Genomic DNA, 26,565 nt, shown 5'->3' on the forward strand with positions numbered 1-26,565 from the left:
AGAAGGGAATGATGTTTGCATGAACAGCAAGGAAACCAACGATGCTTCGTACGAAAGTGTGACAGATGAGCAGCTTCAGGATCAGTTGAAATATTATAAAGAACGAGCTCCAGAGTATGATGACTGGTGGTACCGTCGAGGCACATTTAATCAAGGCGACGAAGCCAACCAAATTTGGTTCGATGAGATCCGTACGATTAAGGAAGCTTTTAAAGCTGAACATTTTCATGGTGACTTTCTTGAACTTGCGGCGGGGACGGGCACTTGGAGTAGTCTGTTTTTAAAAGATGCCCTTATATTGACCCTTGTAGACGGTTCCGAAGAAATGCTTTCGCATAATCCGGTGGCATCTGAACCCAATGTAAGAACGATCATTGCAGATCTTTTCAGTTGGTCTCCGGATCAGTTATACGATTCAGTTGCTTTTACTTTTTGGATATCTCATTTACCCAGAGAGAGACTGGCAAGCTTCTTCACCATGGTATCACGCTGTTTGAAGCCCGGAGGGAAAATGTTTTTTATCGATGATCGAGAAGTAGCAGGAACCCGTGAGTCCCATGTAGTGGGGACATCTGGGCAAACGATGGTTCGGAAGCTTAATAATGGTGATCATGCTACTATAGTGAAGAATTTCTTTGACGATAAAGAGATCGAGCAAATTGCTGCTAGTGTGGGAATTGAATTGCATGTCCATTGCACCCCTAAGTACTTTCAGTATGGGATAGGGTCCAAAACTGTCTAAAGCCAAAACTGTCTAAAGCAGCAATTATCTCATACTTAATGTAGAAATCACTGAACTAACGGAGCACTTAAGTTGAACAAATAAAGGAGCAGTATCGCCGGCGGCGACTGCTCCTTTATTACGCTAATAGGCTTTTGATGATCCTGTAGTGCTCATGCTTACCAAATTGGCCAAAAGAGCCAGCCCAGGAAACAACTTACCACCGATTGCCGTCGTTTGCCCTCCAAAGCCCTATCGTCGAGCAGATGTTTCCTCATAGCTTTGCAAGCCGGCGTCGCGCAAAGTTCTTCCGACATAACCCAACTCTCGACGTGCAGCGGCATCGTTGACGGTGAACTCACGCCCAATCATGCGTATCATCGAGCGTGAGATCGGCGGATCGCCGTCTTTCCGTGTGACGGCCCAGATCGTGTCGAACAGCCGGCCAATGGCAGAGACGAGCCAGTAGGACAGCGAACGCATCTTATCGATGGACAAGCCCTGCAAGTTCGCAAGCGAGGCGACAAACTCACGGAAAGTCTGCCCTTCCTGATCCTTGATAAAGTAGGCATGGCCGCCTTCTCCGTGTTCAAGAGCGCATTGTATGGCTTCAACCACATTGTCCACATGGCAGGTTGAAAAAGGGTAATCACCGCGGTCGATGAACGCGAACTGTCCAGATCTGACTGCTTCGGGAAGCGCTCGGCTAAACGGATCACCAGGCCCCCAGATAGCCGGTGGGCGAAGCGCGATCGTGCGAAAGCCGGGTTTATTGGCTGCCAGAACCAAAGAATCTGCCCGTGCCTTGCTCGCCAGATAGGCGGAGAAGTGATTCGGGAAAGTCGGCGCGCTTTCATCAGCGTCGCGGATAAGCGTACCGCCGTTATCCATGTGGATCCCTGCCGCACTGATGTAGACGAATGTCTTCGCACGGGCGGACTCAGCTGCCTTCAGCAAAGCTGCGGTGCCATCGACGTTGGTACGGAAGAAGGGTTCGCGAGGCCCTGAAAAGCGGAAAAGGGCAGCCGCATGCACAACTGCATCGATCATCGGTAAAACGATTGGCGTGCTGCTTTCGAGATCGGCATCGACCGGCGTCGCACCCATGGCCTTGAGTTTGGCGTGAGCTGATACAGAGCGTGTGAAGGCGAAAATCTGGTGACCATCCTCCACGAGCTTTGGGATCAGGCGGCCACCGAGCAGGCCGGTGCCTCCCGTGACGAGAATTTTCAAAGTAAATCATCCTTTCGGTTCGGAATTCAGGATATTCCGCCTGGCGGCGCCGTGGATTGATGGTATAGCTCAACCGCCGCGCCTCCGGTCAAAACCAGACTAATGCCGAACAATCGATCATCGTACTGTAGAGCGCATTCTTCATAGAATTTTCTTTCTCTCCATCTTACGATTATTTATCTAGCGATCTTAGCGAAGTGCTCCAGCGTACGAACCAATTGGGCTGTATAAGACATTTCGTTATCGTACCAAGCTGCGGTTTTCACCAATTGATGGTCACCGACAGTCAGAACTTTCGTCTGGGTGGCGTCGAAAAGCGAACCGAATGTGATGCCTTTGATATCGGAAGATACAATTTCGTCTTCCGTGTAGCCGAACGTTTCTGGATCGGAAGCTTCTTTCATAGCAGCGTTAACTTGCTCAACTGTTACCTTTGTACTCAAAACGGCAACGAGTTCAGTAACAGAACCTGTTGGTACAGGTACACGTTGAGATGCCCCATCCAGTTTGCCCTTTAGTTCCGGGAGAACCAGACCAATGGCTTTTGCGGCACCGGTGGAGTAAGGCACGATGTTCTCCGCTGAGGCGCGCGCAGCTCGGAAATCGCCTTTTGGATCCGGAGCGTCAAGCGTGTTTTGGTTACCCGTGTAGGCGTGAACGGTCGTCATCAGCCCGGATTGGATACCAAACTTGTCGTGCAGAGCTTTAGCCATAGGGGCCAGGCAGTTGGTTGTGCAGGAAGCGCCGGAAATAACGGTTTCCGTTCCGTCCAGTGTGTCATGGTTTACATTGTAAACGATCGTTTTCATGTCGCCTGTAGCAGGGGCGGAAATGACGACTTTCTTCGCTCCGCCTTTCAGGTGAAGCTCGGCCTTCTCTTTCGTAGTGAAGAAGCCTGTACATTCGAGAACAATATCAACGCCAAGCTCTCCCCAAGGAAGTTCTTCAGGATTCCGCTTAGCCAAAACCTTAACCTCTTTGCCGTTTACTTTGAAGGCTCCGTCATTTACTTCGATGTCACCCTGAAAAGTACCTTGCGTCGTATCGTATTTGAGCAGATGAGCTAACATTTTAGCGTTCGTAAGGTCGTTAATCGCTACCACCTCGACGCCTTCCACATCTTGAATTCGGCGAAAAGCGATTCGTCCGATTCGTCCAAAACCGTTTATACCTACTTTTACAGTCATTGAAAAATCCCCCTATGAGTTTTATTTATTCCAATAAGCGAACGCTAGTGATGATATAAAAATGGGCCAGCGCTATTTCATTCTAGAATGGCCTGTTGTATAATATAAAAAGAAACCGATCGGTATTTTTATATTAGCATGATATTAGTGAATTGCAAGGCGAATTGAATAATTCATTTAAAACAAATGAAATAAAAAAAGGTTCATACGGAGGAACTCATGAAAAAAGGAGACAGAACACGGGAACATATCATTATGAAATCGGCTGAAATTTTTAACCAGAGAGGATATGCGGGTACATCGCTAAACGATATTATTGCCGACACAGGAATTAAGAAGGGGGGCATCTATCGACATTTTGCCAGTAAAGACGAGATAGCGCTTGAAGCCTACAATTATGCTGCCAGTATGGTCGCCAGTAAATTTTCTGAAGCGGTCGATCAAGAGCAGTCTGCGTCAGGAAAGTTGGTTGCTTTTTTTCGTGTTTATGAGAATGTCGTCCACGATCCCCCATTTATCGGCGGATGTCCCATGCAGAATACAGCTGTAGAAAGTGACGATACGCATTTGGAGCTTTGTGGTCAGGCAAGGCAAGGGATGCATAACTTCTTGGATATGATGAAAAGTATTATTCGTGACGGCATTCAAGCTGGGGAGTTCAGGGAGGATCTGGATGTGGATGCGCTAGCATCATTTGCATTTTCCTTGTTGGAGGGAGGGATTTTACTCAGCAAGTTGGATGGGGATAACAAGCACATGCTAATGAATAAAAAAATCTTCTCGTCCTATTTGCAGCAATGCTGCTTAAAGATCGGTTAATCTGTCTTATGCAATAGCCCGAACGGGTGGTTTTTTATATTTTTCACGCAGTTGTAAGAAAGAATGCTTTTTTGTTGCAGTAATGTCGAGGAACAAAAACATATTCCCATTGAAGTCGCTATTTTAGCGGCTTTTTTATGTTATCGGTACAAGTTCTTGTCCCGAGCTAAGGCTAAGAAATTGTACCATTGATGACAAGAACATGCTACAGTCTTCAGAGTTCACTGGATTCGTTAAAGGAAGTACGATCGCAGAAAAAAGAGTTATAACCGGGCTAAAGAACAGGGCATCTGCTAGGCCTGACAGACATCTGATGCAATTGACGATCTATTCATTAGTGCGAGTGACAACAAATGTTTTAGATTGTCATCAATAAATTGATTATCGGTACTGTTGATTCCACGACCGGCAAAATGGCCCCAGATCGATTGAATTGGTTTCAAGACAGCATTAGGTATACGCTTAGCTTCGTACTTATTATCGTCCGCTGTGCACCAAATGTTACATAAAAAAAACCAAAGTTCCGATCGGAACTTTGGTTTTTTTTATGTACTTGCGTGTAATAGAACAAGGAGAAGCTTGTACTACAATTCTCGAAGAAAAGACAGGGACACTTTCTAACGAGATCAACAAGATACATTACGTGCCCGGAACTTCAGGCTGCAAGTTTTCATGTTCCTCCAGCAGTCGTTTCAGCTTTTGGCGCTGCCGTTTTTCCTTCTGACGTCGCTCTCTGTCCTCGGACTGCAGTGCCTTGAGCAGGGAGAAACACATCCCGATAAGGACAACAGCGAACGGCAGAGCAGCAACTATGGAGGCCGTCTGAAGGCCGTTCAATCCACCACTGATCAGCAACACTACCGCAATAGCGGACTGCATGATTCCCCAAGTTAATTTCACTCTTGTACTCGGGTTCATCTTGCCATCTGTAGTCAGCATGCCAAGCACAAAGGTAGCCGAATCAGCCGACGTAATAAAGAAGATCATAATCAGGAGAGTAGCGATAAATGCTACGATCGTGCCTAAAGGCAACTGCTCCAACATAAGGAATAAAGCGGTTGTCGCATCTTCCTTGACGGCTTCCGCCAGATGGGATGCATTGAACAATTCCATGTGAAGTCCTGTTCCGCCGAAGACGGAGAACCAGACAAATCCGAAAAGGCTTGGAATAACCATGACGTAAATTACAAATTCCTTTATGGTTCTTCCTTTGGATACCCTTGCGATAAAAGTACCGACAAAGGGAGCCCAAGCGATCCACCATGCCCAGTAAAATAACGTCCATGTTCCAATCCAGGTTTCTCTTGAGAACGGCGTCAATCTCAAACTCATATTAATAATATTCTGCATATAACTGCCCAGGGTTGTTGTGAAGGTGTCAAATATAAAAGAAGTTGGTCCAGTTACCAACACAAACACCATCAACAGCACCGCTATAACGAGGTTGGTGTTGCTCAGAATCTTAATCCCTTTATCCAGTCCGGAGGTTGCCGAGATTAGAAACAGTACGGTTACAACTGAGATAATGACAACTTGGGTCATAACCGAGTTAGGAATACCGAATAAGTGATTCAGCCCCCCACCGATCTGAAGTGCACCCAATCCAAGCGAAGTCGCAACACCAAAGATGGTGGAGATAACCGCCAGAATATCAATGAACTTGCCAAGCCAGCCTGCGGCAAGACGCTCACCAATCAGAGGGATAAAGGTGGAACTGATCAGCCCTTTGTATCCTTTCCGGAACTGGAAGTAAGCAAGCGCTAAACCGATGACGGTATAGATCGCCCAAGGATGCAGCCCCCAGTGGAAAAAGGAATAACGCATGGAAAGTCTTGCTGCCTGCGCAGTTCCGGCTTCTGCTCCTTCCGGTGCAGATAAATAGTGGGACAGGGGCTCGGCAACTCCCCAGAAAACCAGTCCGATTCCCATACCAGCGCTAAACAGCATGGATAGCCAGGAAATCGTAGAATATTCCGGTTCATCATCGTCATCCCCTAGCCTGATCCCGCCAAATCGGCTGAATGCCAGATAGAAAGCAAAGATCAGGAAGAACAGTGTCGCTAACAAATAAAACCAGCCAAAATTGTGAATAGAGAAGTTGTAGGCAACGTTAGCCACATCCGCCAGCTGATCAGGGGCGACGGCCCCCCATATTGCAAACAGTGCAACGATGATAATTGTGATGGTAAATACCATGAAGAGACCTCCGTTATGTAATCTTCATCCAAATTTTCCTTAGTATGTGCTAGTCCAGCTAGTAATCATTCGGAAAGCCAGCTGTTGATAAAATAAAACAAACCGCCGTGTATTGAAACAGGTGTGGTAAAAGTCCTCTTTTTCAGAGGGAAGGATTTATCAATTTTCGATCTCCCTTAAGGAGAGGAAATGTTGAATAAAAAATGATAACAAGGGGGAGAGTAGGGAGAAAAAGGTGGAAGAGCCATGTACCGTGTATCCGTTTTTGTCATCAGTCTTTTATTGTTCTTTGGAGCAAATCATACAGTCGAAGCATCGGAAATTCCCACAGCTTCTCTCATAAATGATCTACAAAAAGGTGGTTACATCCTTTATGTCCGACATGGAGATGCAACAGTGGGAGTAGATCAACCAGATTTTAGTCTGACAGATTGCTCTACACAGAGGAATTTAAGTGCGGTTGGAAAGGAACAGGCAGAGAAGTATGGTCATGCTATTCGGAAACTAAATATCCCTGTCCACTTCCCCGTGAAAGCAAGCCCCCTTTGTCGAACTCTCCAAACTGCTCAGATTGCTTTTGGTGCACAAAATGTTAAAGAAAATACATTTTGGTTAAACATATATAAACTCAGTCAAAATCTGGACACGGAAAATATAAACAGCACAATTCAAGCATTTACAAATGAAGTGGAGCAAACCGCTTCAACGAATTCGAACAGGCTTATTGTAGCTCACTCTTTTCCTAGCGGTCTGGGATTAGGAGAACTCTCGAGTATGGAGACAGTCATTATTAAACCACTGGGAGACCATAAAGGGTATCAAGTTGTTGGAAAATTGAAATTAGAAGATGTTTTACAGCAAGCTGGAATGTCTTAGATGTCGAGGGACAAGAAGAACATATTCTCATTCAAGTCGCTATTTTGGCGGCTTTTTTTATCGTTTCCTGATGGAAGGGCAAGAACTAAATCAAATGATTTAAATGAGCTTGGGCCTACAATAGTTAGTGAGGGAGAGAAGGGCTAACTCTTGTAGAGTTAAGTTAAATAAAACCATCCTCTTTGAAAAAGGAAGTAATATTTTTGACTGCGTGGTCAATAACTGATATATTAATTGCATGAGCAGACCAAGAGAATTTGATGTCGATCGTGTATTACACCAGTCTATGGAAGTGTTCTGGAATCAAGGCTTCAAAGCAACTTCTTATGAGGACCTTACGCGTACTACAGGAGTCAAAAAGCAAAGTTTATACTGTGTTTATAAAGACAAACGATCGTTGTTCCTGAAGGCGTTGGCACTCTACCGTGAACAGGTCATAGCGAAACTGAAGGAGATTGAAGCGCTGGATTCGTCACCCGGTGATAAACTGGATGCCTTACGGTATTCACTTTTAGATGGTGAAAAAGGCTGCCAAGGGTGTCTACTTGTGAATGCATCACTCGAATTCGGAACAGATGACGAGCAGGTCACACGCGAAGCTGAGCTCATGGCAGAAGAGATTCAACTGATATTAGAGAAAATCATAAGCAGTGGCCAGAAACAGCAGTTAATTTCCAACCGGTTTACGAGTATAGAGCTTGCATCTTATCTATATAACACCATTCTTGGTGTGAGAGTTATGGAGAAATCAGGTTCATCCCGTGAACAGATCGAGACGGTTCTGCGTACTTCATTTGGCATGATCATGTCTTGATCTTTTTTTTGTGAAATTCTTGACTACGAAGTCAAAAATAATGGAAGGCGGAATAATACACCACGAAACCTTGAAGGAGGTGGGGCTTTTCGATAAAAATCGTGTATTGATTCATTTGGAAGTAACGTCTAGCTGTTAACCAGGTTTGTAGCTGTTTAACATCTCCTAGGTCAATTTATATAAAACGAAATATGTGGAGGTTATTATGAATTATTCTCAATCCGTAGAAGCATTGTTCCAACCTATAGAGTTAGGTCACCTGAAGTTATCCAATCGAATCGTAATGGCGCCGATGACGCGTCAGTTTTCTCCGGACGGTATCCCGGGTTCGAATGTTGCGGGCTATTACCGCCGCAGGGCAGAGAACGCAGTGGGGCTTATTGTAACGGAAGGGACAATAATTAATCACCCGGATGCATCCAATCAAGCCAATGTACCGCACTTTTATGGGGAAGCTGCAATGAATGGCTGGGCACATGTTGTATCTGAAGTACACGAAGCTGGCGGTCGAATTATTCCACAGATCTGGCATATGGGAGCCAAAGGTCATGTTAATGATTATTCGGAAGCTGAGATTGCTACAATCGTTCAGGAATTCGCAAAAGCAGCCTCGGAAGCGAAACGTGTTGGGTTCGATGGTGTTGAAATCCATGGAGCACACGGCTATCTGATCGACCAATTCCTGTATGAGAAAACCAACTCTCGTACGGATCGTTATGGTGGAGATATGATGGCTCGCACACGTTTTGCAGTTGAAGTGATCGAGGCTTGCCGTGAAGTAGTGGGACCGGAATTCCCGATTGTACTGCGTTTATCTCAGTGGAAAACAGATGATTATCAGGCTAAATTGGCTGAAACACCGGAATTACTGGAGCAGCTTCTCGCACCGTTGGTTCAAGCTGGAGTCGATATCTTCCACTGTTCCACACGCCGTTTCTGGGAGCCGGAATTCGAAGGATCTGATCTGAATTTTGCTGGATGGACCAAAAAACTGACTGGCAAACCGACAATCACCGTTGGATCGATTGGTCTTGATGGTGACTTTACAAGTCTGTTCACAGAGGGTAAAGGCGCAAGTAACGTCGGTATCGATGGATTGGTACAGCGACTTCAGAATAATGAGTTTGATCTGGTTGCTGTAGGACGTGCTCTTCTGGTCGACCCTGAATGGGCTAAGAAAATTCAAGATGGACGTACCGATGATCTGGTTCCATTTACAAGAGAAGCGATGACTGTACTTACTTAATTGCAGTTATACTCATTAGGAATACGTGTCTTTATAAAGAAAAGCAGTAACAGACCAATGTAGCGATTGGCCTGACCTCATTACGTGAGACAAATCAAAACACCTTCAAGACAATGAAACCTTATCGTAAAATAAGGAAATTATCTTGGGGGTGTTTTTGTAATGGCAACCAGAGTGAGTTATCCCATGAAATTAAAGATGAATGTCGAGGGACAAGAACTTGTACCGATTGTCGGAAGGGACAAGAACATAGATTAACTACCGATTAGTTAAGCTCTAAATAAACATGATAGCTATAATAACTGATTGAGCTTGCTTTCAGGCTCTTCACCATTTTCTACACGTTTTATATTCTTGATAAAGAAATCATATCTTTTTTCATGAAATTTTCGACCATCAGGCATTCCTGCTGTATGGGGAGTAAGTATCACATTACTCAGATTCCTGAGCTCACTATTAATAGGAAGTGGTTCAGATTCAAACACGTCCAGGCATGCGCCTGAAATATCCCCGTTTTTTAATGCATCAATCAAGTCTCTTTCGTTGACAATCCCGCCGCGCGATGTATTGATAAAAAGAGTGGTATTCTTCATTTTCTTGAATGCAGCTTTGTTGATCAGCTGTTTGGTTTGTTGATTCAAGGGTACATGTACACTGACTATGTCAGATGTGCTAATAAGAGTATCGAAATCCGCCATTTTCACAGAATCGTCCGATTGTGCATTGGCATCTCTCGCATAAGCCAGCACATTCATATCAAAGACCCTGCAAAACGCAGCTACTTTTTTTCCGATAGCGCCCAAACCGATAATCCCCATCGTTTTGCCTTTTAATTCACTCCCTGTATAGTCCAATTGATTTTCATCCATCTTGTTTTTCATGAAAGAATCAAGAAACGGTATGTTTTTATAGTATGATAACATCAGTGCCATTACGTGCTCGGCCACTGCCTGTGCATTCACTCCTGCAGCATTGGCCACCCAAATGCCGAATTGTGTACAAGTAGGGACATCTACATTATCAAACCCTGCACCCGTCTGTACCAATTTTAATTTTTTTGCGATAGAAAGCAGGCTGTGATCTATTTTAATATGTTCAGGGATGATTACATGGCAATCTTCGATATGATGCAGCATTTCTTCTCCGGGCGGGACAACTACAACCTTCCATTCTTGCGGAAAACACCTCGCAATATTTGATTTTGAGGTCTCGTTAAAATAGCCAACTATTAGAATCTTCATTGGTAAACCACCTTTCATAGCCTATACCATTCTTCTACCATTCTTTGAATAAAACTTATAACCAATATACGCAGCATCAAACTGTAGCTCACCGTCCATTGGAAAATCAAGATTCATACTCTTTGATTTTATGGCTGTATTTCCCATTTATCAACTGATTCTTCTACGATGAATGCTTTCGGTCCTTTTATGTGTATCCTGTACCTTGGCCAACGATGGCTGGAATAATATGAAAGCCGCCAAACACCGGCCCCTTAGCCCCAGCAGTTCCGTTTAAGCAGGAACCGATAACACCCGCAATTACGTTCCCAAGTACAACCGACCGGTAAGTCCCGCCCTATCAAGTTGCCGCTTAACCAGCCAATAAGTCCACCAACAATGAGTACCCAGAGCAGATCCATGGATTGTTCTCCTTTCTTCGGGTTTATTACAAGTTATGTAGGCTAGTGAAATGTACCTCATCTTCAAGTTGGTGGAGGAATCTAAAGTGTCTGTGCTAAGATGAGGGTGAATTATGATTCAAGCTGGGGAACAAGGCTAGATAGGGGTGTACATTTGAAGAAAATCCTAGTCATTGATGATGAAATCGCAATTCGAGATTTAATTGAGCTCGTACTGAGAAGAGAAAACTACGTCGTTCAAACGGCTGAAAACGGTAAAATAGCCCTGCAGCTGCTGGATACTTTTGGGCCGGACCTGGTGGTGCTTGACTTGATGCTCCCTGACTGCTCCGGATATGACCTGTGCAAAGAAATAACCGGAAAACGTACCGTTCCTGTGATCATGCTCTCTGCCAAAAATGAGGTAATCGACAAGGTGCTGGGACTAGAGCTAGGGGCGGAAGATTACATGACCAAACCCTTTGATAATCGCGAATTGCTCGCTCGGATCAAAGTGATTCTGAGAAGAAACGAGAGCAAGGAGGAATCAAGTGAAGGAACAGAGGTGACATCTACACGCATCATTCATGAAGAGCTTACTTTTGACCTGGAGAGCCGGAGAGTGCTGAAAAATGATGTTCCCGTCTCTTTAACGGCCAAAGAGTTTAAAATTCTGGAAACGTTACTCAAAAGACCAGACAAAATCTTTACCCGGGATGAACTGCTGCAGATCGGATGGGGATATGACTTTATGGGAGACAGCCGCAGTGTGGATATGACCATCATGCGATTACGGAAGAAGCTGGAGGATAACGCGGACGAACCGAAGTATGTCAGGACGATCTATGGATTTGGCTATCAACTTGGAGGTGGCGAGGCCTGAAGTATGCAACCCGGTTACTGCTGAATTATTTATTTTTCTCCGTGTTGTCTTTTGGCATCATCATTTTTGCGGTAAATAAAGCTATTGATTACTACAGCTTCGTTACCATTGAGAAACAGATGATGGAGAAGGCAGATCTATCCGAGTTGTCCTTCCGTGAGGTGTTGGCACAGCATAGGTCATCGTCAGGAGAGCCCCAGACCAAGGAAATTGTCAGACTTGCTCTGGAGAAGCTGAAAGCTTCAGGCAAGGAAGTACGTATCTATGACAGCTCCAAGCACTTGCTGGGCTTGGCTGTGGATGGCATCATCATTAATGATGGCAAGCCTCTTATTTTTGAAAAGAATATTGATAAAGCCCTGAGCGGCAGTTACGCCTACACCGTCACGGAAGATCATTTGCTTTATTTTGCGACTCCCATTCAGGATCAATTCTACGAAAACGCTTATGTGTATGAGTTCGTGGAGGACATTTCCTACTTTTATGCGATCATGGATCAAATCCGTTATATCCTGTTTGTAGGTGCAGGCGGATTTATTGTGCTGATTACGTTATCCAGTCTATGGATTGCCCGCAACACAACCAAGCCGATTAAGATACTGCTTAGCGCTGCGCAAAGTTTCTCCAGACAGGAGTTTCGGAGAGTTCATCTCAAACGGAAGGATGAGCTGGGCATGCTGGCAGATGGGCTGGATTCGATGGGGCGACAGCTTCATGATTACATTCAGTACCAGAAACAATTTGTCTCCAACGTCTCTCACGAGTTAAAAACACCCTTGGCAGCCATTCGTGGTTTCTCTCAATACTTGGTGGAAGGGGAGACTGAGAACAAGGAGCTTCAAAAAATCTATGCTCATCTGCTGCAGGAATCGGATCGGCTCACCCGCTTGATTAATGAACTGTTATTACTATCCCGATTCGATAAGGCTGGTGCTAACGATTTGGAAGTCGAGAAGACGGAAATGAACGAACTGATTCAGCAAGTCGCAATGAATATGGGAGCCAAGGCTAAGGGTAAAGGGATAGAGATCAGAGTTAGTCAGGCGGAGGAAGAAACGGATGATGAGGGTACGGCGAGAGTTCATGCCAACGTAAATCCAATGCTGATGTCCCATGCGATCGCCAATCTTATGGACAATGCCATCAAATATTCAGGCAGTCCATCGCTGATCGAATTGAGGTTGGAACATACGCCAAGCGAAGTAGTTATACGGATATGTGATCAAGGCATAGGCATTGCGGGCGATGAGCTGGAGCGAGTGCAGGAACGTTTTTACCGGGCGAAAAATGCAAGCACAGCAAATGGTTCAGGTCTTGGACTTTCCATTTGCAAAGAGATCGTAGAGCGGTTTAATGGATATATCGACATCGAAAGTCAACTGGGAAAAGGGACGACCGTTACAATTGTTTTGCCTCGTGCGTAGCCCTGCATCTAAATCCAAGCCTAAATAAGTAACGTTACAAGATTGGTACATTTCTGTTATGAGACTAACAAATGTTTTATTTATAATCACTTCATAAGAACAAATCACACATTTTATGGAGGGATCATGATGAAATTAACAATGAAAGCTGCAGGTTTTATACTGCTGAGTATTTTACTAACGATGGCACTAACGGGCTGTCAGTCCAGTGGTGCCAAGTCGCCAGAAGCGGCTCAGAACTCGGCTGGAAAAAACACGTCGAACGAACAGGCCAAAGGGGAAGGAACATCAAATTCTAATGCGCCTGCTTCAGAAAATTCGGAAGGACAGAGTACTGAAGCTATTAAGGAAGGTTCGATGGAAAAGGAAGGCAATGTGGTGCTGAAGGAGCTTGCTTTTGTCTATAATGAGCAAACCATTGCGATTTCGGATACAGCGAATGAAGATCAGATGGAACAGATGCTGGGCAAACCGGAGAACCTGAAATCTCATACGTACACTGCCGACGATGGAACAAAGATGGATACGTTAATCGGTTTTACAGAAAAGGTTTATACGTATCCTGGTCTGGAGATTAAAACCATCAGTATACCGGAGGGGAAACAAGACTCCATCTTTCATATCGAAATTACGGATCCTAAGTACGCGACAGTGAGAAACATTAAAGCAGGAGATAGCCTGGATACACTCAAAAATGCCTATCCTGAGGGGAAACTACTTGGAGATGGAGCCCCTAATGAGGAGGATGACTTCCGTTACGAGCCATCCAATTATGTGGATGTGATGTCGTTTCATATCAAGGATGCCAAGGTGGAGAGCATACAGATCTATAGCCTTCTGGACTAATATTTAGTTAGCGATGTTGGTAAGCCATTCATATGGGGTGACCATTTATGGCATAAGGATCCCTTTAAATAAGGCAATTCTGAAATAGGCTTACGACCGATTCCAAAAATTTCTACATGGGAATCGGTCGTTTAAATTTAGAATTGATAATGTACTTCATCGGCAGCAACTCTTATCGAAGGAGAAGAACATAGGTAAATAGGTAAGTACTGGTGACCTCAAATACGATCAGTCAGGTTATTCATTCATGAGAGATATAACCGGGCTAAAGAACAGGGCATCTGCTAGGCCTGACAGACATCTGATGCAATTGACGATCTATTCATTAGTGCGAAGTGACAACAAATGTTTTAGATTGTCATCAATAAATTGATTATCGGTACTGTTGATTCCACGACCGGCAAAATGGCCCCAGATCGATTGAATTGGTTTCAAGACAGCATGAGGTATACGCTTAGCCTCGTATTCATTATCGTCCGCTGTGCAGAAGAGATCCGTGCTTCCCGGCATGATACAGGCAAGAGCTTTTATGCTCTGAAGTGCCTTGTCAAAGTCTCCTTTATAGGAAGGGTTTGCACTAATATCAGCATGTTGGCCTGTCCATAACATTGCCAGAACATTATGAGGATCCATATTCATAAAGCTATCTTCCCAGACACCGGCTACAAAATCCTCCAATGTGTCAAATCCCATCTCACGGTATAGCTCTTCTCTATAAAACGCATGTGATAGTCCCCAGCCCGCATACACCCGTCCAACGGCGCGCATGTCTGCAGATGTCAATTGATTCAGTTTACTTGAGTCGAAACCGACTGCAGATAGCAGGGAAGATTTTACACCTTCCAGAACTACATATGTGTGTGGCCAAGGTTTGGCGATGCCTCCGAAAGGTGCGATTCGTTCGACCATCTCCGGGTAACTAGCCCCCCATTGAAATGCCTGAATGCCGCCCATAGACCACCCGACGACGAGAGCAATCTTTTGAATACCAAATTTCTCGGTCAGCAGTCGGTGCTGTAATCGAACGTTGTCATAGATAGTTACCAGTGGAAAGTTAGCCCGATCGAATGGAGGAGGCGTGTTACTGGGAGAGGAAGATAGCCCATTGCCCAGCAAATTGGGAACGATAATAAAATATTTCTCTGGATCGAGTGCCATCCCGCTGCCAATGAGCCATTCATTCTGAACATGCTGATCTCCAAAAGCTGTTGGGTAGACAATAACATTGTCCTTCTGTTCATTTAGTTTTCCGTAAGTTTTATAAGCGAGATAAGCGTTTGGTAACGTCACTTCGGATTGTAAGATGACATCACCCAAATTAAAAATTTCATAATCCATCGTATAGTCGCTCCCTTCAAAATGAAAAACCACATGCTCACTGTGATCTCTTGTGCTTAGTATAGAGCCGTGATAGTCTCATTAAAAGTGAATGAAATTCAAGTCAGCATTCAATAAAATTGAAAGATGATGGGAGAACATCAATGGAATTTCGCCAACTGAATACGTTTTGCACGGTTGCAACAACATTAAATTTCACGCGGGCAGCAGAAGTGCTGAGCTACGTTCCTTCCAACGTCACGATGCAAATTAAAGCATTGGAAGATGAGCTAGGTGTGCGCCTCTTTGATCGGTTGGGCAAGCAACTCGCGCTCACAACTGCGGGTAAACGCTTTTTAACACACGCCCAAGGCGTTCTTGAAAAAATGGACGAAGCTCGTAGTGCTGTCCGTGATAATGAAAAACTAAGTGGTACCTTAACGATAAGTGCGAATGAGGTTATTTGCTCCTACCGTCTTCCACCTGTCTTCAAACGGTTTCGTTCGCAGCATCCGGGAGTTCGTCTAATCTTCCGCTCAGTTCCGAATCAAGAGATCAAGCAAACGCTCTTTGAGGGAACCACGGATATCGTTTATATGCTAGACGAACCTATTCGCTCGAGTGGACTTTCCGTGGAACCTTTGCTGGAAGAACATTTCCGATTGTTAGCTGCTCCAGATCACCCACTCGCCAAACGGACTGTGCTGCAATTGGAAGATTTTCATGAAGAAGTGTTCCTGACGAATGAGAAGGGTTGTCCATATCGAACGATGTTTGACCGGTCTTTTGAGAAAGAGGGCATAGATAACATCACGTATCTAGAGTTTCAAAGTGCCGAAGCTATTAAACAATGTGCGATCTCCGGAATCGGCATCGGTTTTCTTCCTGAAATCGTTGTAGAAGCCGAAGTTGAACGCGGAGAACTTGTTGTCCTCCCATGGCAAATTCCGGACTTGCGGGTGTATACACAGATGTTGTGGCATAAAGACAAATGGCTTTCACCAATCATGTTATCGTTTATTGAAGCAGCAAGGGAAGCTTTTCGTTTACAGAATGAGAATAAACCGTTCATTCATACTATCTGCACATAGTTGGCATTACACTGGTTTAAGCGAAGTTTCATCTCCGGAAGGAGTCATAAGTCAAAGAGAGAAATTAAACTGGTATGCCGGCAATCCGTCAGTTACTGATAAAGTAATTAATCGTGATCAGATCTGTTAAAAAGTTTACCCTCGGGACAAGTAATATCAACAAAATAAATGTAAATACACAGAAAATCAATGTGTAAAAAAGAGAGGCAGCATTAAACGAAATGTGGTATTATGCCCTCATGGTAAACAGTGAATAAAGAGGGCATGTTACAATGAACTCAAACACTGGATATCGGAAGGGATTTTGTTATGTCAACGAAGAAAGGTCAAACCGCTTTAGGCAAGGAAGCAAATTAAGGTGTATATTTCTTTATACAGCACGGAACGTTTCCAAAACAAATTGAGCGACATCTCCCCGATTGAATTTCGAGAAAAAGTCGCCTCATAATAAAATCTCTTTTTTTATTGTCTACTTGACGGGGCTATGACCATCGTAGTTACGCTTTTTTAGAAAAACAAGTTTACCAACCACACTCGTGTTGAAAACAGGACCCGTTGAATTCGACGGTATTTAAGCATGCAGGAAGGGGGATAATCGTGAATTACCAGTGGAAAAAACAGTTAGAGGAGCATAGAAATAAGCGGCGAGAAGACATTATTCAAGGCGCGCAGCAGTTGTTTATCGAACGGGGGTTGTATTCGGTAACGCTCAAAGATATTGTCGAGTTCTGCGGCGTTAGCAAAGTAACGCTTTATAAATATTTCCGATCTTTCGATGAGATTGTAATTGAAGTTCAAATCAATGTTTTAACCGATTTTTGGAGAGCTGTTACAAATAATTTACCCGAGGGAAACAATGGTTTTGAAAAAATTGGGCACCTGCTGAGGCAAATGATAGGCACTTCGAAGCAATATGCCAGTTATGTGCGGTTTATAGCCATGTTCGATACAAAATATCATGAAAATTATGCTGATGAATTCCTTGAAGGTCGATTTATATCCTTCATGAGAAGCCGCACCCATCCATATTACGAGCTACTTGAAGAAGGGATTCGGGACGGATCGATTCGAAGCGATATCGAGGTACAAATATTAACGTTTACATTAAGTAATGTCGTAATGGCTACCTTGCAACGTATGATTTTAAGAGGCAAGGTACTGCATTTGGACCAAGGAGTCGAACCTGATGTTGTTCTGGATCATATGTTAGATATGGCATTAACCTTTCTGAAGCCTCAAGCATTGAAATGAGCAATTCTACTAAAATAATGTCAATAAATGTAGATGTCCTTCTGGTATTAGAGGGCATCTCTTTTTTTTGCTTTCTTATCCCCGTCACTCCCTCCTCTATTAATGCATAAAAAAACCGCGAATTCGAAGTGTCCTGTTAATGACTGCGTTGCGTCCTATTTTTTATATTATCTTTACAATCAGATGACGTTTCCATAACATATGATCTCTATAATCATAAAAGTGTACTAGTGGTAAACAGGTGTTTACTAGTGGTAAACATAAATAAAATGAATGAGGTTAAAACAACAAGAAAGGAAAAAGCACATGAACTTAATAAGCGGAAGGAAGAGGAAGGGCAGGCTAAAACCATACATCCCGCTGTATCTGATGATGCTGCCAGGACTCATTTACATTGTAATCAATAATTACTTGCCTATGTTTGGCTTGATTATTGCCTTCAAAGATTACAATTACAGCGAAGGAATCATAGGTAGCGATTGGGTAGGGTTTGAAAATTTTAAATATTTATTTAAAACAACAGATGCACTTACGATCACCAGAAACACAATTTTATACAATATTTCCTTTATTTTTCTTAATTTGATCATTGCAGTTGGCGTAGCGATTCTTCTCAATGAGGTGAAGAAAAGGTTCTTATCCCGCTTCTATCAAAGCGCTATCTTGCTGCCTTACCTGATTTCTATGGTCATTGTAGGATATCTAGTGTATGCGATGCTGAGTACGGAAACGGGCTTCTTAAACAATACGATTCTTCCGGTACTAGGCCTGTCTGATATTTCATGGTATAGCGAACCGGAATATTGGCCCTACATTTTGACTCTCGTACATGTATGGAAAAGTGCAGGTTACTTATGTATTGTTTATTTGGCCGCGATCATCGGAATTGATCCAGAATATTACGAGGCCGCAATCATTGACGGAGCAAGCAAATGGAGACAGATCAAAAGTATCACAATTCCGCTCATTATGCCGGTTATTACAGTTATGACATTGCTTCAGATCGGGCGTATTTTTTACTCGGATTTTGGACTGTTCTATCAGGTACCACTTAATACAGGAGCATTGCAATCAACGACGAACGTGATCGATACGTACGTTTACCGTGCGCTGATGACGTCGGGTGATATAGGTATGTCCTCAGCAGCAGGATTGTATCAATCGTTTGTCGGTTTTGTACTTGTATTATTGTCAAACTATATCGTTAGGAAGATAAACAGTGACAATGCATTAATTTAAAGGAGTGAAAACTGCTTGAAAGGTAGAAATTCGATATGGCAGTGGAGTGTTAACATCATTCTGATGATCATTGCGCTCTCGTGTATCTTGCCATTTATCTTGTTGTTCATTTCTTCTATAACAGACGAACAGTCGATTGTACTTCATGGATATTCCTTTTTCCCGGAGGCATACAGCTTATCTGCCTATCGTTATTTATGGAATGATATCGAAACAATACTTCGATCTTATGGAATTACGATTATGGTTACGGTGATTGGAACGGTCATCAGCATGATCATTACTTCTATGTTGGCATATCCGTTGACACGTAAGGACATGCCCTTGAACAAATTTTGGTCATTCTTCATATTCTTCACCATGTTGTTTAATGGCGGTCTCGTGCCCACGTATTTGGTTTATACGCAATTGTTTGATTTGAAAAACACATTGTTTGCGCTCATCATACCAGGACTTTTGACTAATGCTTTTTACGTCATGTTGATGCGCACTTTTTTTTCGAACTCTATTCCAGCTCCTGTTATGGAATCCGCCAAAATTGACGGTGCAGGAGAATTCGTAACGTTTGTCCGGATTGTGCTGCCCCTATCCCTTCCGATTCTGGCGACCGTCGGATTGTTTCAAACGATACACTATTGGAACGACTGGTTTAACGGCATGATTTATATAACGGACAGTAAGCTGTACAGTCTGCAGAACATGTTAAACCGGATTCTGCTAGACATCCAATTTTTGAGCAATAGCAATTTCTCCGGAACTCAATTCGACTCATCCGCAAACATACCGACGGAGACGGTACGTATGGCGATGGCAGTCATCGGGATTATCCCGCTTCTAATTGTGTACCCTTTCTTCCAAAAGTTTTTCGTAAAAGGACTTACAATCGGATCGGTAAAAGGGTAAGGCTACTTCCGGCAAACGCCGGTTAGCATAAAGGTGGAAATTATTAGGAGGGTTTCAGTGTGGCTATGAAAAGAAGGATCATGCAGTCTGGGCTGGCAATTGTTATGACGTCGGTAATGGTGTTGGCAGGTTGTTCCACAAAGAGCGAGGAAACGTCAAGTTCTTCAGCTAGCAGTGAGTCGCCGTATGAGGTAGTGATGGCATTTCCCGGAAACGACCAGAAGGATTTGCTAGCCGTCCAGGATGAAATGAACAAGATCACGAAGGAGAAATTCAATACAACCGTCAAATTGACGCCGATTAGCGTCAGCGCATGGCAGCAGCAGACCAATCTTATGCTCGCAGGCAATGAGAAGGTGGATCTGATGCTTACGTACGCTAACACGTACGGTACGCAAGTGGCAAAAGGTCAATTGCTTCCGCTTGACGATCTCGTGGAAAAACACGGATCGGGAATAAAAAAGGCGTTGGAGCCCTATCAACTCGCTGCGACCAAAATTGGCGACAAAACTTACGCCATTCCGACTGCGAGAGATATGGCTGCTAACTACGGCATCGTGATGCGCAAAGATCTTGTGGAAAAGTACAAGATCGATTTGAGCAACATTAAAACGCTCAACGATATGGATGCGGTCTTTCAAGTCATTAAGAATAACGAGCCGAATATGTCGCCAGTCGTCCCAAGAAGTCCCGGGCTCTCCATATTTACCGGCGGTTATGTTACTTACGACAGCTTAGGTGATGGAATCGGCGTACTACCGAACTACGATAATAATATGAAAGTCATGGATTGGTATGAAACGCCGGAATATGCAGATCAATTGAACGTATTGCGAAGATGGTTCCAGGCTGGTTTCATACCGAAGGATGCCGCGACAAGCAAGGCGGACGGCAGGGAATTGGTCAAGGCGAATAAAGCGTTTTCCTACTTCGCTAATATGAAGCCCGGATTTGACGCGCAGGAATCGAGACGTGTCGGCAAACCGATGGTATCCGTTCAAATGACGCCTGCTTACTCGACCACAGGGTTTATTGACTTAATGATGTGGTCGATTCCGAAAAACTCGAAAGACCCTGACAGAGCGATGATGTTCCTCGACCAGCTGTATTCCGACAAGCAGTTGTATAACTTGTTGGCATGGGGAATCGAAGGGAAGCATTACGTGAAGAAATCGGATAACGTGATTGATTATCCACAAGGCGTTGATGTCAAGAACACGTCCTATAATTTCAATGCGCCATGGATGTTCGGCAATCAGTTCCTATCCTACACATGGTCGACGGAAGATCCGGACGGTCTGAAGAAATTAGATGAATTCAATAAGAGCGCGAAAAAATCAAAAGCACTGGGCTTCATCTATAATGTGGATCCGGTGAAAACGGAAATGGCTTCGGTCAATAACGTGTTAACCGAATTCAGCATAGGATTGGAAACGGGTACGTTGGATCCGGTCGAGAACTTGCCGATATTTATCAGTAAATTAAAAGCTTCGGGCATCGATAAGATTATAAGCGAAAAACAGAAGCAGCTTGACGAATGGGCGAAAACCCAGAAATAGTTTAAGCGCATAAAGGAGCCGCTGCATATGAGAACTAGGGAAAATTTTGACCGAAACTGGATGTTTCATTTCGGTGAGGTTGGAAAGATCGTCAAGACGGTGAAAAAAGCAGGCATGATCGCGGGGTTGACAAATGCACTGGGGGAAGAGAAACATGAGCCATTTGCGATCGGCGAAGCTGCACGTATCATCCAGAACATCGCTCGAGAATATCTGGGAGATCCGAACTTCGATCTTACCCAAATGTACGGTTCGGATACACCCAAGGATAAGACCACCGGCTGGGTGAGCGTCGATCTGCCACATGATTGGCGGTTAGAACAGCCGTACAACCCGGAACGCGGTGGCGCGTTTCAAGGTTATCTGCCCAATGGAGTGGGCTATTACCGCAAGGTCTTTGAAATTCCACAGGAGGATGAAGGCAAGAAGATCATCATTGAATTTGACGGAGTGATGCGGAACAGCTCAGTTTGGGTGAATGGATGCTTCGTCGGCGATCATCTCAGCGGCTACACTAGCTTTCATTATGACATCACGGACTTGCTGAAATATGGGGATGAGGAAGGGGATAATGTAATCCTGATCCGAACGGATACAACCGGCGGAGATGAAGGCTGGTGGTATGAAGGCGGAGGCATCTACCGCCATGTCTGGTTAACCAAATATGATTACTTACATGTGGACCGCTGGGGAACCTTTATCAGAACTGAGCAAGTTGACAATGAAATGGCCGCGGTTACGATCGAAACGACGGTAAGCAACGAATATCCGCAGACGATGAAGTACGGCATCCGAACGAGTATTCTGAATCCGGTTGGGGAGCTCGTTGCCATCACGGAAACCGACTGTGAAACGCTGGGAATCGACAAACAAACGGTTCTTCAATCGGTTAAAGTAGCGAAGCCGCTGCTCTGGTCGCAGGACACGCCGCATCTGTATGAGGCCGTGACTGAACTTCTTCATGGAGGTCAAATTATCGACACGTATCGGACCGTTTTCGGGATCCGTACGGTGGAATACCGACGGGACGGATTATACCTGAATGGCAAGTATGTACAAGTGAAAGGCACCTGCAATCACCAGGATTTCGCTGGCGTGGGCATCGCGCTGCCGGACCGTGTGCATGAATATAAAATTAAACGCTTGCTGGAAATGGGCTGTAACGCTTACCGTTGTGCCCATCATCCGCCCGCCCCGGAGCTGCTGGATGCCTGCGACAGACTTGGGATGCTGGTCATGAACGAGAACCGGATCACGGAGAGTACGGAGATCAAGCTTGATGATCTGAAATCGATGCTGTATCGTGACCGCAACCATCCAAGTATCTTTATGTGGAGTCTCGGTAATGAAGAGAAGATCAGCGGCAGTTATCAAGCCAATCGGATGCTGAGGCGCACGAAGGATTTGGCAAAACGAATCGATCCCACCCGTCCTGTTACAGCGGCCAATCTAAGTCAGAAAGGCATGGACGTCGATGTCAATGGCGTTAATTATGGCGAGACCGTAATAGGAGGCCAATCGATCGGTGAATGGTTCCAATCCCATCCGGAATCCAAAGTGCTGAATACGGAGAATGTCTCCTTCTTCTCTGCAAGAGGCGTCTATGAGGATGACCCGGAAGGTGGAAGATGCTCCAGCTACGGATCGAGATATCATATGTCCGGTAAGGAGATGGATGTAGGAAATCTGGGCGGAGCTGGTGGTACGTCAACGCCTGAACGAAGCTGGCGCTATTTCTTGAATAATCGTTTTTCGGGTGGGTTATTCATCTGGACAGGTTTTGATTATCGCGGGGAGACGACGCCATTTCAGTGGCCGTCCGTGCTATCGCATTTCGGGATTCTCGATTATTGCGGATTTGCAAAGGACTCTTACTATTTCTATCAATCGATCTGGAAGGATGAGCCTATCGTTCATCTTATGCCGCATTGGAACTGGTCAGACCGGCTGGGACAGCAAGTAGAGGTTCGCGTGTATACCAACTGCAGCGAAGTGGAGCTGATACTGAACGGCCAAACCCTGGGCAAGAAGAAAGCGGATGCTGAAGCGGGTGAGATCACATTATCGTGGCAAGTAGCCTATGAACCCGGAATTCTCGAAGCCATTGCTTATCGGGATGGCGTGGTGGTAGCAATAGAGCGAAAAGAAACTACGACGGACGCGTACGCGATTCACTTGGAGGCTAACTGCTCTGAACTGCTCGCCGATGGCCAGGATGTCTCCATAGTCACAGTCTCAGTAAGGGATCAATCGGGAAGAGTGGTGCCCATTGCCAGTAATCAGATACAATTCCGTATTACGGGTAAAGGGAGGCTGCTTGGTCTGGGGAACGGAGATCCAGGATGCCATGAGTCGGATCGAGGAAATACGAGAAGCGTGTTCAATGGCTACGCCATGGCCTTGATTCAGTCACTGGATGAGGCAGGAGAGATACGCATTGAGGCGTCTTCGGAAGGGTTAGTGCCGGCCTTATTGACCCTTCGATCCCGGAAAGACCTATAGAATTGAATGATCAGTGATTATTGAAAGAATAGAATAATAATTTCGCTAAAGAGGTGCAGCTATGTCAACAAGTCAATTTACCGCATTTCCCGCCAATCGAGTCATTCCCTTGGAAGGCGTGCATAATTTCCGAGATATGGGAGGCTATCGAACGTCCGATGGCCGCACCGTAAAATACGGCCTATTCTTTCGTTCCGATCATTTGACCGGTTTAACGGAGCAGGATTTAACATTCTTGCAAACGTTGAATATCAAAACGGTATTCGATTACCGCGGAGATCGTGAATCGCACATCATGCCGGACCCGGTTCTCCCTAATGCAAAAAATGTACGGATACCGGCGAACACGGAGGATCAGCATGAACATATGAATTTTCCGGACGCTCCTGAAGGGGAGGATACGCAAGGCCATCTTATGAAAGCATTGGTTAAAAGTGACTTCTTCAAAAGTTTCAGCGCAGAAACCTACATGACGGAATTGTATATGAAACTTCCAATTACCAATCCTTCGTACAAACATTTGATGGAAGCCATTCAGGATCCGGATCGATTGGGGCTGCTGCATCATTGTACGTCAGGCAAAGACCGTACCGGGGTTGGAGCCGCGCTCATCTTACTTGCGCTGGGTATCCCTGAACAAACGGTTATGGAAGACTATCTCTTAAGCAATGAGACGTTGCAAACGTTCAACAGAACCCTTCTTGAAAGGCTGGCTGAACATGCGGACGAAGCGATTTTGCAAAATTTGAACCATATCCTCACGGTTAACGAAGCGTTTTTGTCTGCCGCTTTGGGATCGATCAAGAGTACTTATGGAGGGTATGATGCATATTTTAAAGAGGAGTTCGGTTTGGACAAGCCCAAACGGGAGGCTCTGCAAAGATTCTGCTTGGTATAAAGGGAAGAGAGATGTCTCATTTTAACTGCGTTAATCTTCCTGAGTAATGTGGATTGGTACTTCTTTGGTTTGCCGAAAAGAAAACATATCACAATGCACGTAGACGCTTGCAGTGCGATGTGGGTAAGAATGCGCCGGACTTTGCATGGTTGAAACCGCCATATATCATTCATGCTGGGAACACTTATATACAGGGATTTGTACTTTTTTAATATTGAAATTTGGGGGAAACAAAATTGGTGGATTTAGAAGCAAAACCTTTTTATTTGCGGGAAAAAGATATTCAGTGGGTCAATGAAACGCTGGCTGCGATGGATGTGAAGGATAAGGTCGGGCAGCTGTTTTGTCCGATCGGGATAACGGATGACCGCGAACAGCTGAAAACGCTCATCGAAACGATAAAACCGGGAGGCATCTTGTTCCGACCAGATTCAGGTAAGAAAAGTCAAGAAGTACACCGTTTTTTGCAGGAACATTCTAAGGTGCCGTTGCTCATTGCAGCTAATCTCGAGTCCGGAGGCAACGGAATTGCTTCTGACGGTACTTTTTTCGGCAGACAGCTGCAAGTGGCGGCGACGGATAATGAAGAGATGGCATATAAATTAGGGCTTGTAGCCGGGAGAGAAGGTCGTGCCGTCGGCTGCAATTGGGCGTTTGCTCCGGTTGTCGATATCGATCTCAACTTCCGTAATCCGATCACGAATGTTCGGACGTTCGGTTCCGACCCAGCTCGAGTTGCAAGGATGGCAAAGGCGTATACCGAAGGTATTCAGAAGAGCGGCGTGGCCGCATCGATCAAGCATTTCCCCGGCGATGGGGTGGACGAGCGCGACCAGCATTTGTTGACTACCGTTAATTCGCTGTCTGTGGACGAGTGGGAATCGACCTTCGGCATAGTGTACCGGGAGCTGATCGAAGCGGGGGCTGAGACCGTTATGGCTGGTCATATCATGCTTCCTGGTTATTCGCGAAAACTTGTGCCCGGCATTGCCGACGAGGAACTGATGCCTGCTACGCTTTCACCCGAACTGATCGGAACGCTGCTTCGGCAGCAGCTTGGTTTTAACGGTCTCGTTGTGACGGACGCTACGCCGATGGCTGGTTTTATGATGGCTGAAAAGCGCGAGCTCGCTGTGCCAAAATCGATCGCCGCCGGCTGCGACATGTTCCTGTTCAACAAAAATATACGCGAAGATTTCCATTATATGATGAAGGGGCTCGAAAGCGGGATCTTGACGATGGAAAGACTAGATGAAGCGGTCACGCGCATTTTGGCGCTCAAAGCATCGCTTGGCTTGGATAAGCAGCAGCAGGAGGGAACGCTTGTTCCTGGTCCGGAAGAGCTGTCCATCTTGCAATGTGAAGAGCATAAACAATGGGCGAAGTGGTGTGCAGATCAATCGGTCACACTCGTCAAAGATACGCAGCAACTGCTCCCGATCGCTGTCGATTCGCATAAACGCATGCTGTTATATGTGCTTGGAGACGAAGGAAGTCATCGCAGTACGTCGATTGCACCTTACATGATTGCTAAATTAGAAGCAGAAGGGTTTGACGTCACTGTTTTCGACAATAAAAATGTGGACTTCAGTGCAGTGTTTAGCGGCGTGGAGGAGCTGCGTGAAAAATATGATTTGGCGCTCTACGTGGCTAACATCGAGACGGCAAGTAACCGGACAACGGTGCGTATCGATTGGGAGCCGCTGCTCGCCGCGGATGTTCCTTGGTTTGTGCGGGAGCTCCCGACGGCGTTCGTTTCTGTCTCAAGTCCATATCATCTTCTCGATGTGCCGCAGGTACAAACGTATATTAACGCATATTCGGGCAGTGAGACGATTATTGATGCAGTTATCGAAAAGCTGCTAGGCAGATCGGATTTTAAAGGCATAAGCCCGGTAAACCCATTCTGCGACTGCTGGGAAGCGAAGCGGTAGGAAGA

22 protein-coding genes and 2 pseudogenes are annotated in these 26,565 nt (G+C 45.1%); 17 read left to right on the forward strand and 7 right to left on the reverse strand.

Annotated elements, in window-relative coordinates; translation table 11 throughout:
• Positions 1 to 19 precede the first annotated feature (19 nt).
• Positions 20 to 742 carry a class I SAM-dependent methyltransferase gene (locus tag HW560_RS21005; RefSeq protein ID WP_177185724.1) on the forward strand — a complete coding sequence of 241 codons (723 nt, stop codon included), beginning with the start codon at positions 20 to 22 and terminating at the stop codon, positions 740 to 742.
• Between the two features lie 231 nt (positions 743 to 973).
• Here HW560_RS21005 and HW560_RS21010 read toward each other — a convergent pair whose 3' ends face one another.
• Together HW560_RS21010 and gap are read right to left on the reverse strand one after the other, a co-directional pair.
• Entirely contained in the window at positions 974 to 1,954 is a 981-nt protein-coding gene (locus HW560_RS21010; RefSeq protein ID WP_179264584.1) for an NAD-dependent epimerase/dehydratase family protein, read from the reverse strand.
• 176 nt (positions 1,955 to 2,130) lie between these two features.
• Positions 2,131 to 3,141 (reverse strand): type I glyceraldehyde-3-phosphate dehydrogenase, encoded by a 1,011-nt coding sequence (gene gap / locus HW560_RS21015; protein ID WP_090898853.1) that lies wholly within the window; start codon positions 3,139 to 3,141, stop codon positions 2,131 to 2,133.
• Positions 3,142 to 3,396: 255 nt separating this feature from the next.
• Between gap and HW560_RS21020 the strand changes: the two genes are divergently transcribed.
• Positions 3,397 to 3,960: a TetR/AcrR family transcriptional regulator gene (locus tag HW560_RS21020; RefSeq protein ID WP_306459211.1), complete on the forward strand. Its 564-nt coding sequence runs from the start codon at positions 3,397 to 3,399 to the stop codon at positions 3,958 to 3,960.
• Positions 3,961 to 4,253: 293 nt separating this feature from the next.
• On the opposite strand, the pseudogene HW560_RS34015 reads toward HW560_RS21020, so the two are convergent.
• Together HW560_RS34015 and HW560_RS21025 are read right to left on the reverse strand one after the other, a co-directional pair.
• Positions 4,254 to 4,463, reverse strand: a pseudogene (locus HW560_RS34015) (hypothetical protein); the annotation flags it as partial.
• Between the two features lie 136 nt (positions 4,464 to 4,599).
• A complete protein-coding gene (locus HW560_RS21025; protein ID WP_090898846.1) occupies positions 4,600 to 6,156 on the reverse strand; it encodes a glycine betaine uptake BCCT transporter in 1,557 nt (518 codons plus the stop codon).
• Positions 6,157 to 6,402: 246 nt separating this feature from the next.
• Here HW560_RS21025 and HW560_RS21030 point away from each other — a divergent pair, with 246 nt between their 5' ends.
• The 3 genes from HW560_RS21030 to HW560_RS21040 all read left to right on the forward strand — a co-directional run bounded on the left by HW560_RS21030 (position 6,403) and on the right by HW560_RS21040 (position 9,092).
• Positions 6,403 to 7,032, forward strand: coding sequence for a histidine phosphatase family protein (locus tag HW560_RS21030; RefSeq protein ID WP_090898843.1), 630 nt, complete (start codon positions 6,403 to 6,405; stop codon positions 7,030 to 7,032).
• A 238-nt stretch (positions 7,033 to 7,270) separates the two neighbouring features.
• A complete protein-coding gene (locus HW560_RS21035) occupies positions 7,271 to 7,846 on the forward strand; it encodes a TetR/AcrR family transcriptional regulator (RefSeq protein WP_179264586.1) in 576 nt (191 codons plus the stop codon).
• A gap of 205 nt (positions 7,847 to 8,051) precedes the next feature.
• Positions 8,052 to 9,092 carry an NADH:flavin oxidoreductase gene (locus tag HW560_RS21040; protein WP_177185723.1) on the forward strand — a complete coding sequence of 347 codons (1,041 nt, stop codon included), beginning with the start codon at positions 8,052 to 8,054 and terminating at the stop codon, positions 9,090 to 9,092.
• A gap of 293 nt (positions 9,093 to 9,385) precedes the next feature.
• On the opposite strand, the gene HW560_RS21045 is transcribed toward HW560_RS21040, so the two are convergent.
• Both HW560_RS21045 and HW560_RS21050 read right to left on the reverse strand, forming a co-directional pair.
• A complete protein-coding gene (locus HW560_RS21045) occupies positions 9,386 to 10,333 on the reverse strand; it encodes an NAD(P)-dependent oxidoreductase (protein ID WP_179264588.1) in 948 nt (315 codons plus the stop codon).
• Between the two features lie 187 nt (positions 10,334 to 10,520).
• Positions 10,521 to 10,734, reverse strand: a pseudogene (locus HW560_RS21050) (GlsB/YeaQ/YmgE family stress response membrane protein).
• A 154-nt stretch (positions 10,735 to 10,888) separates the two neighbouring features.
• Between HW560_RS21050 and HW560_RS21055 the strand changes: the two are divergent.
• The 3 genes from HW560_RS21055 (at position 10,889) to HW560_RS21065 (ending at position 13,866) form a co-directional block, all read left to right on the forward strand.
• Positions 10,889 to 11,596, forward strand: coding sequence for a response regulator transcription factor (locus HW560_RS21055; protein WP_090898835.1), 708 nt, complete (start codon positions 10,889 to 10,891; stop codon positions 11,594 to 11,596).
• Between the two features lie 119 nt (positions 11,597 to 11,715).
• Positions 11,716 to 13,020: a sensor histidine kinase gene (locus HW560_RS21060; RefSeq protein WP_256222081.1), complete on the forward strand. Its 1,305-nt coding sequence runs from the start codon at positions 11,716 to 11,718 to the stop codon at positions 13,018 to 13,020.
• Positions 13,021 to 13,146: 126 nt separating this feature from the next.
• Positions 13,147 to 13,866, forward strand: coding sequence for a hypothetical protein (locus tag HW560_RS21065; protein WP_179264589.1), 720 nt, complete (start codon positions 13,147 to 13,149; stop codon positions 13,864 to 13,866).
• A gap of 318 nt (positions 13,867 to 14,184) precedes the next feature.
• Here HW560_RS21065 and HW560_RS21070 read toward each other — a convergent pair whose 3' ends face one another.
• The gene (locus tag HW560_RS21070; protein ID WP_179264591.1) at positions 14,185 to 15,204 is read right to left on the reverse strand and encodes an alpha/beta fold hydrolase; all 1,020 of its coding nucleotides are present in this window, start codon (positions 15,202 to 15,204) and stop codon (positions 14,185 to 14,187) included.
• A 143-nt stretch (positions 15,205 to 15,347) separates the two neighbouring features.
• Here HW560_RS21070 and HW560_RS21075 point away from each other — a divergent pair, with 143 nt between their 5' ends.
• The 9 genes from HW560_RS21075 (at position 15,348) to HW560_RS21110 (ending at position 26,560) form a co-directional block, all read left to right on the forward strand.
• A complete protein-coding gene (locus HW560_RS21075; RefSeq protein WP_179264593.1) occupies positions 15,348 to 16,274 on the forward strand; it encodes a LysR family transcriptional regulator in 927 nt (308 codons plus the stop codon).
• 352 nt (positions 16,275 to 16,626) lie between these two features.
• The gene (locus HW560_RS34460; protein WP_371129165.1) at positions 16,627 to 16,722 is read left to right on the forward strand and encodes an IS3 family transposase; all 96 of its coding nucleotides are present in this window, start codon (positions 16,627 to 16,629) and stop codon (positions 16,720 to 16,722) included.
• 149 nt (positions 16,723 to 16,871) lie between these two features.
• Entirely contained in the window at positions 16,872 to 17,525 is a 654-nt protein-coding gene (locus tag HW560_RS21080; protein ID WP_177185722.1) for a TetR/AcrR family transcriptional regulator, read from the forward strand.
• A 306-nt stretch (positions 17,526 to 17,831) separates the two neighbouring features.
• A complete protein-coding gene (locus HW560_RS21085; protein ID WP_090898817.1) occupies positions 17,832 to 18,764 on the forward strand; it encodes an ABC transporter permease in 933 nt (310 codons plus the stop codon).
• 15 nt (positions 18,765 to 18,779) lie between these two features.
• Positions 18,780 to 19,667, forward strand: a complete 888-nt coding sequence (locus HW560_RS21090; RefSeq protein ID WP_256222080.1) for a carbohydrate ABC transporter permease — start codon at positions 18,780 to 18,782, stop codon at positions 19,665 to 19,667.
• Between the two features lie 65 nt (positions 19,668 to 19,732).
• On the forward strand, positions 19,733 to 21,226 hold the full coding sequence (locus HW560_RS21095; protein WP_179265875.1) for an ABC transporter substrate-binding protein: 1,494 nt from the start codon (positions 19,733 to 19,735) through the stop codon (positions 21,224 to 21,226).
• 27 nt (positions 21,227 to 21,253) lie between these two features.
• The gene (gene galA, locus HW560_RS21100) at positions 21,254 to 23,728 is read left to right on the forward strand and encodes a beta-galactosidase GalA (protein WP_090898814.1); all 2,475 of its coding nucleotides are present in this window, start codon (positions 21,254 to 21,256) and stop codon (positions 23,726 to 23,728) included.
• Positions 23,729 to 23,789: 61 nt separating this feature from the next.
• Complete coding sequence (locus HW560_RS21105) at positions 23,790 to 24,626, forward strand: tyrosine-protein phosphatase (protein WP_179264595.1); 837 nt, start codon at positions 23,790 to 23,792, stop codon at positions 24,624 to 24,626.
• A 239-nt stretch (positions 24,627 to 24,865) separates the two neighbouring features.
• Positions 24,866 to 26,560, forward strand: a complete 1,695-nt coding sequence (locus HW560_RS21110) for a glycoside hydrolase family 3 protein (protein WP_256222079.1) — start codon at positions 24,866 to 24,868, stop codon at positions 26,558 to 26,560.
• Positions 26,561 to 26,565: the final 5 nt, after the last annotated feature.

The sequence above is a fragment of the Paenibacillus sp. E222 genome (genome assembly GCF_013401555.1).
GTDB lineage: Bacteria > Bacillota > Bacilli > Paenibacillales > Paenibacillaceae > Paenibacillus.

Coding starts and splice junctions, on each gene's coding strand:
- HW560_RS21085 (WP_090898817.1), top strand. CDS start 17,832: ATGAACTTAATAAGCGGAAGGAAGAGGAAGGGCAGGCTAAAACCATAC.
- HW560_RS21095 (WP_179265875.1), top strand. CDS start 19,733: ATGAAAAGAAGGATCATGCAGTCTGGGCTGGCAATTGTTATGACGTCG.
- HW560_RS21025 (WP_090898846.1), bottom strand. CDS start 6,156: ATGGTATTTACCATCACAATTATCATCGTTGCACTGTTTGCAATATGG.
- HW560_RS21005 (WP_177185724.1), top strand. CDS start 20: ATGAACAGCAAGGAAACCAACGATGCTTCGTACGAAAGTGTGACAGAT.
- HW560_RS21045 (WP_179264588.1), bottom strand. CDS start 10,333: ATGAAGATTCTAATAGTTGGCTATTTTAACGAGACCTCAAAATCAAAT.
- HW560_RS21035 (WP_179264586.1), top strand. CDS start 7,271: ATGAGCAGACCAAGAGAATTTGATGTCGATCGTGTATTACACCAGTCT.
- HW560_RS21040 (WP_177185723.1), top strand. CDS start 8,052: ATGAATTATTCTCAATCCGTAGAAGCATTGTTCCAACCTATAGAGTTA.
- HW560_RS21075 (WP_179264593.1), top strand. CDS start 15,348: ATGGAATTTCGCCAACTGAATACGTTTTGCACGGTTGCAACAACATTA.
- HW560_RS21030 (WP_090898843.1), top strand. CDS start 6,403: ATGTACCGTGTATCCGTTTTTGTCATCAGTCTTTTATTGTTCTTTGGA.
- HW560_RS21060 (WP_256222081.1), top strand. CDS start 11,716: ATGATGGAGAAGGCAGATCTATCCGAGTTGTCCTTCCGTGAGGTGTTG.
- HW560_RS21065 (WP_179264589.1), top strand. CDS start 13,147: ATGATGAAATTAACAATGAAAGCTGCAGGTTTTATACTGCTGAGTATT.
- HW560_RS21020 (WP_306459211.1), top strand. CDS start 3,397: ATGAAATCGGCTGAAATTTTTAACCAGAGAGGATATGCGGGTACATCG.
- HW560_RS21105 (WP_179264595.1), top strand. CDS start 23,790: ATGTCAACAAGTCAATTTACCGCATTTCCCGCCAATCGAGTCATTCCC.
- HW560_RS21070 (WP_179264591.1), bottom strand. CDS start 15,204: ATGGATTATGAAATTTTTAATTTGGGTGATGTCATCTTACAATCCGAA.
- gap (WP_090898853.1), bottom strand. CDS start 3,141: ATGACTGTAAAAGTAGGTATAAACGGTTTTGGACGAATCGGACGAATC.
- galA (WP_090898814.1), top strand. CDS start 21,254: ATGAGAACTAGGGAAAATTTTGACCGAAACTGGATGTTTCATTTCGGT.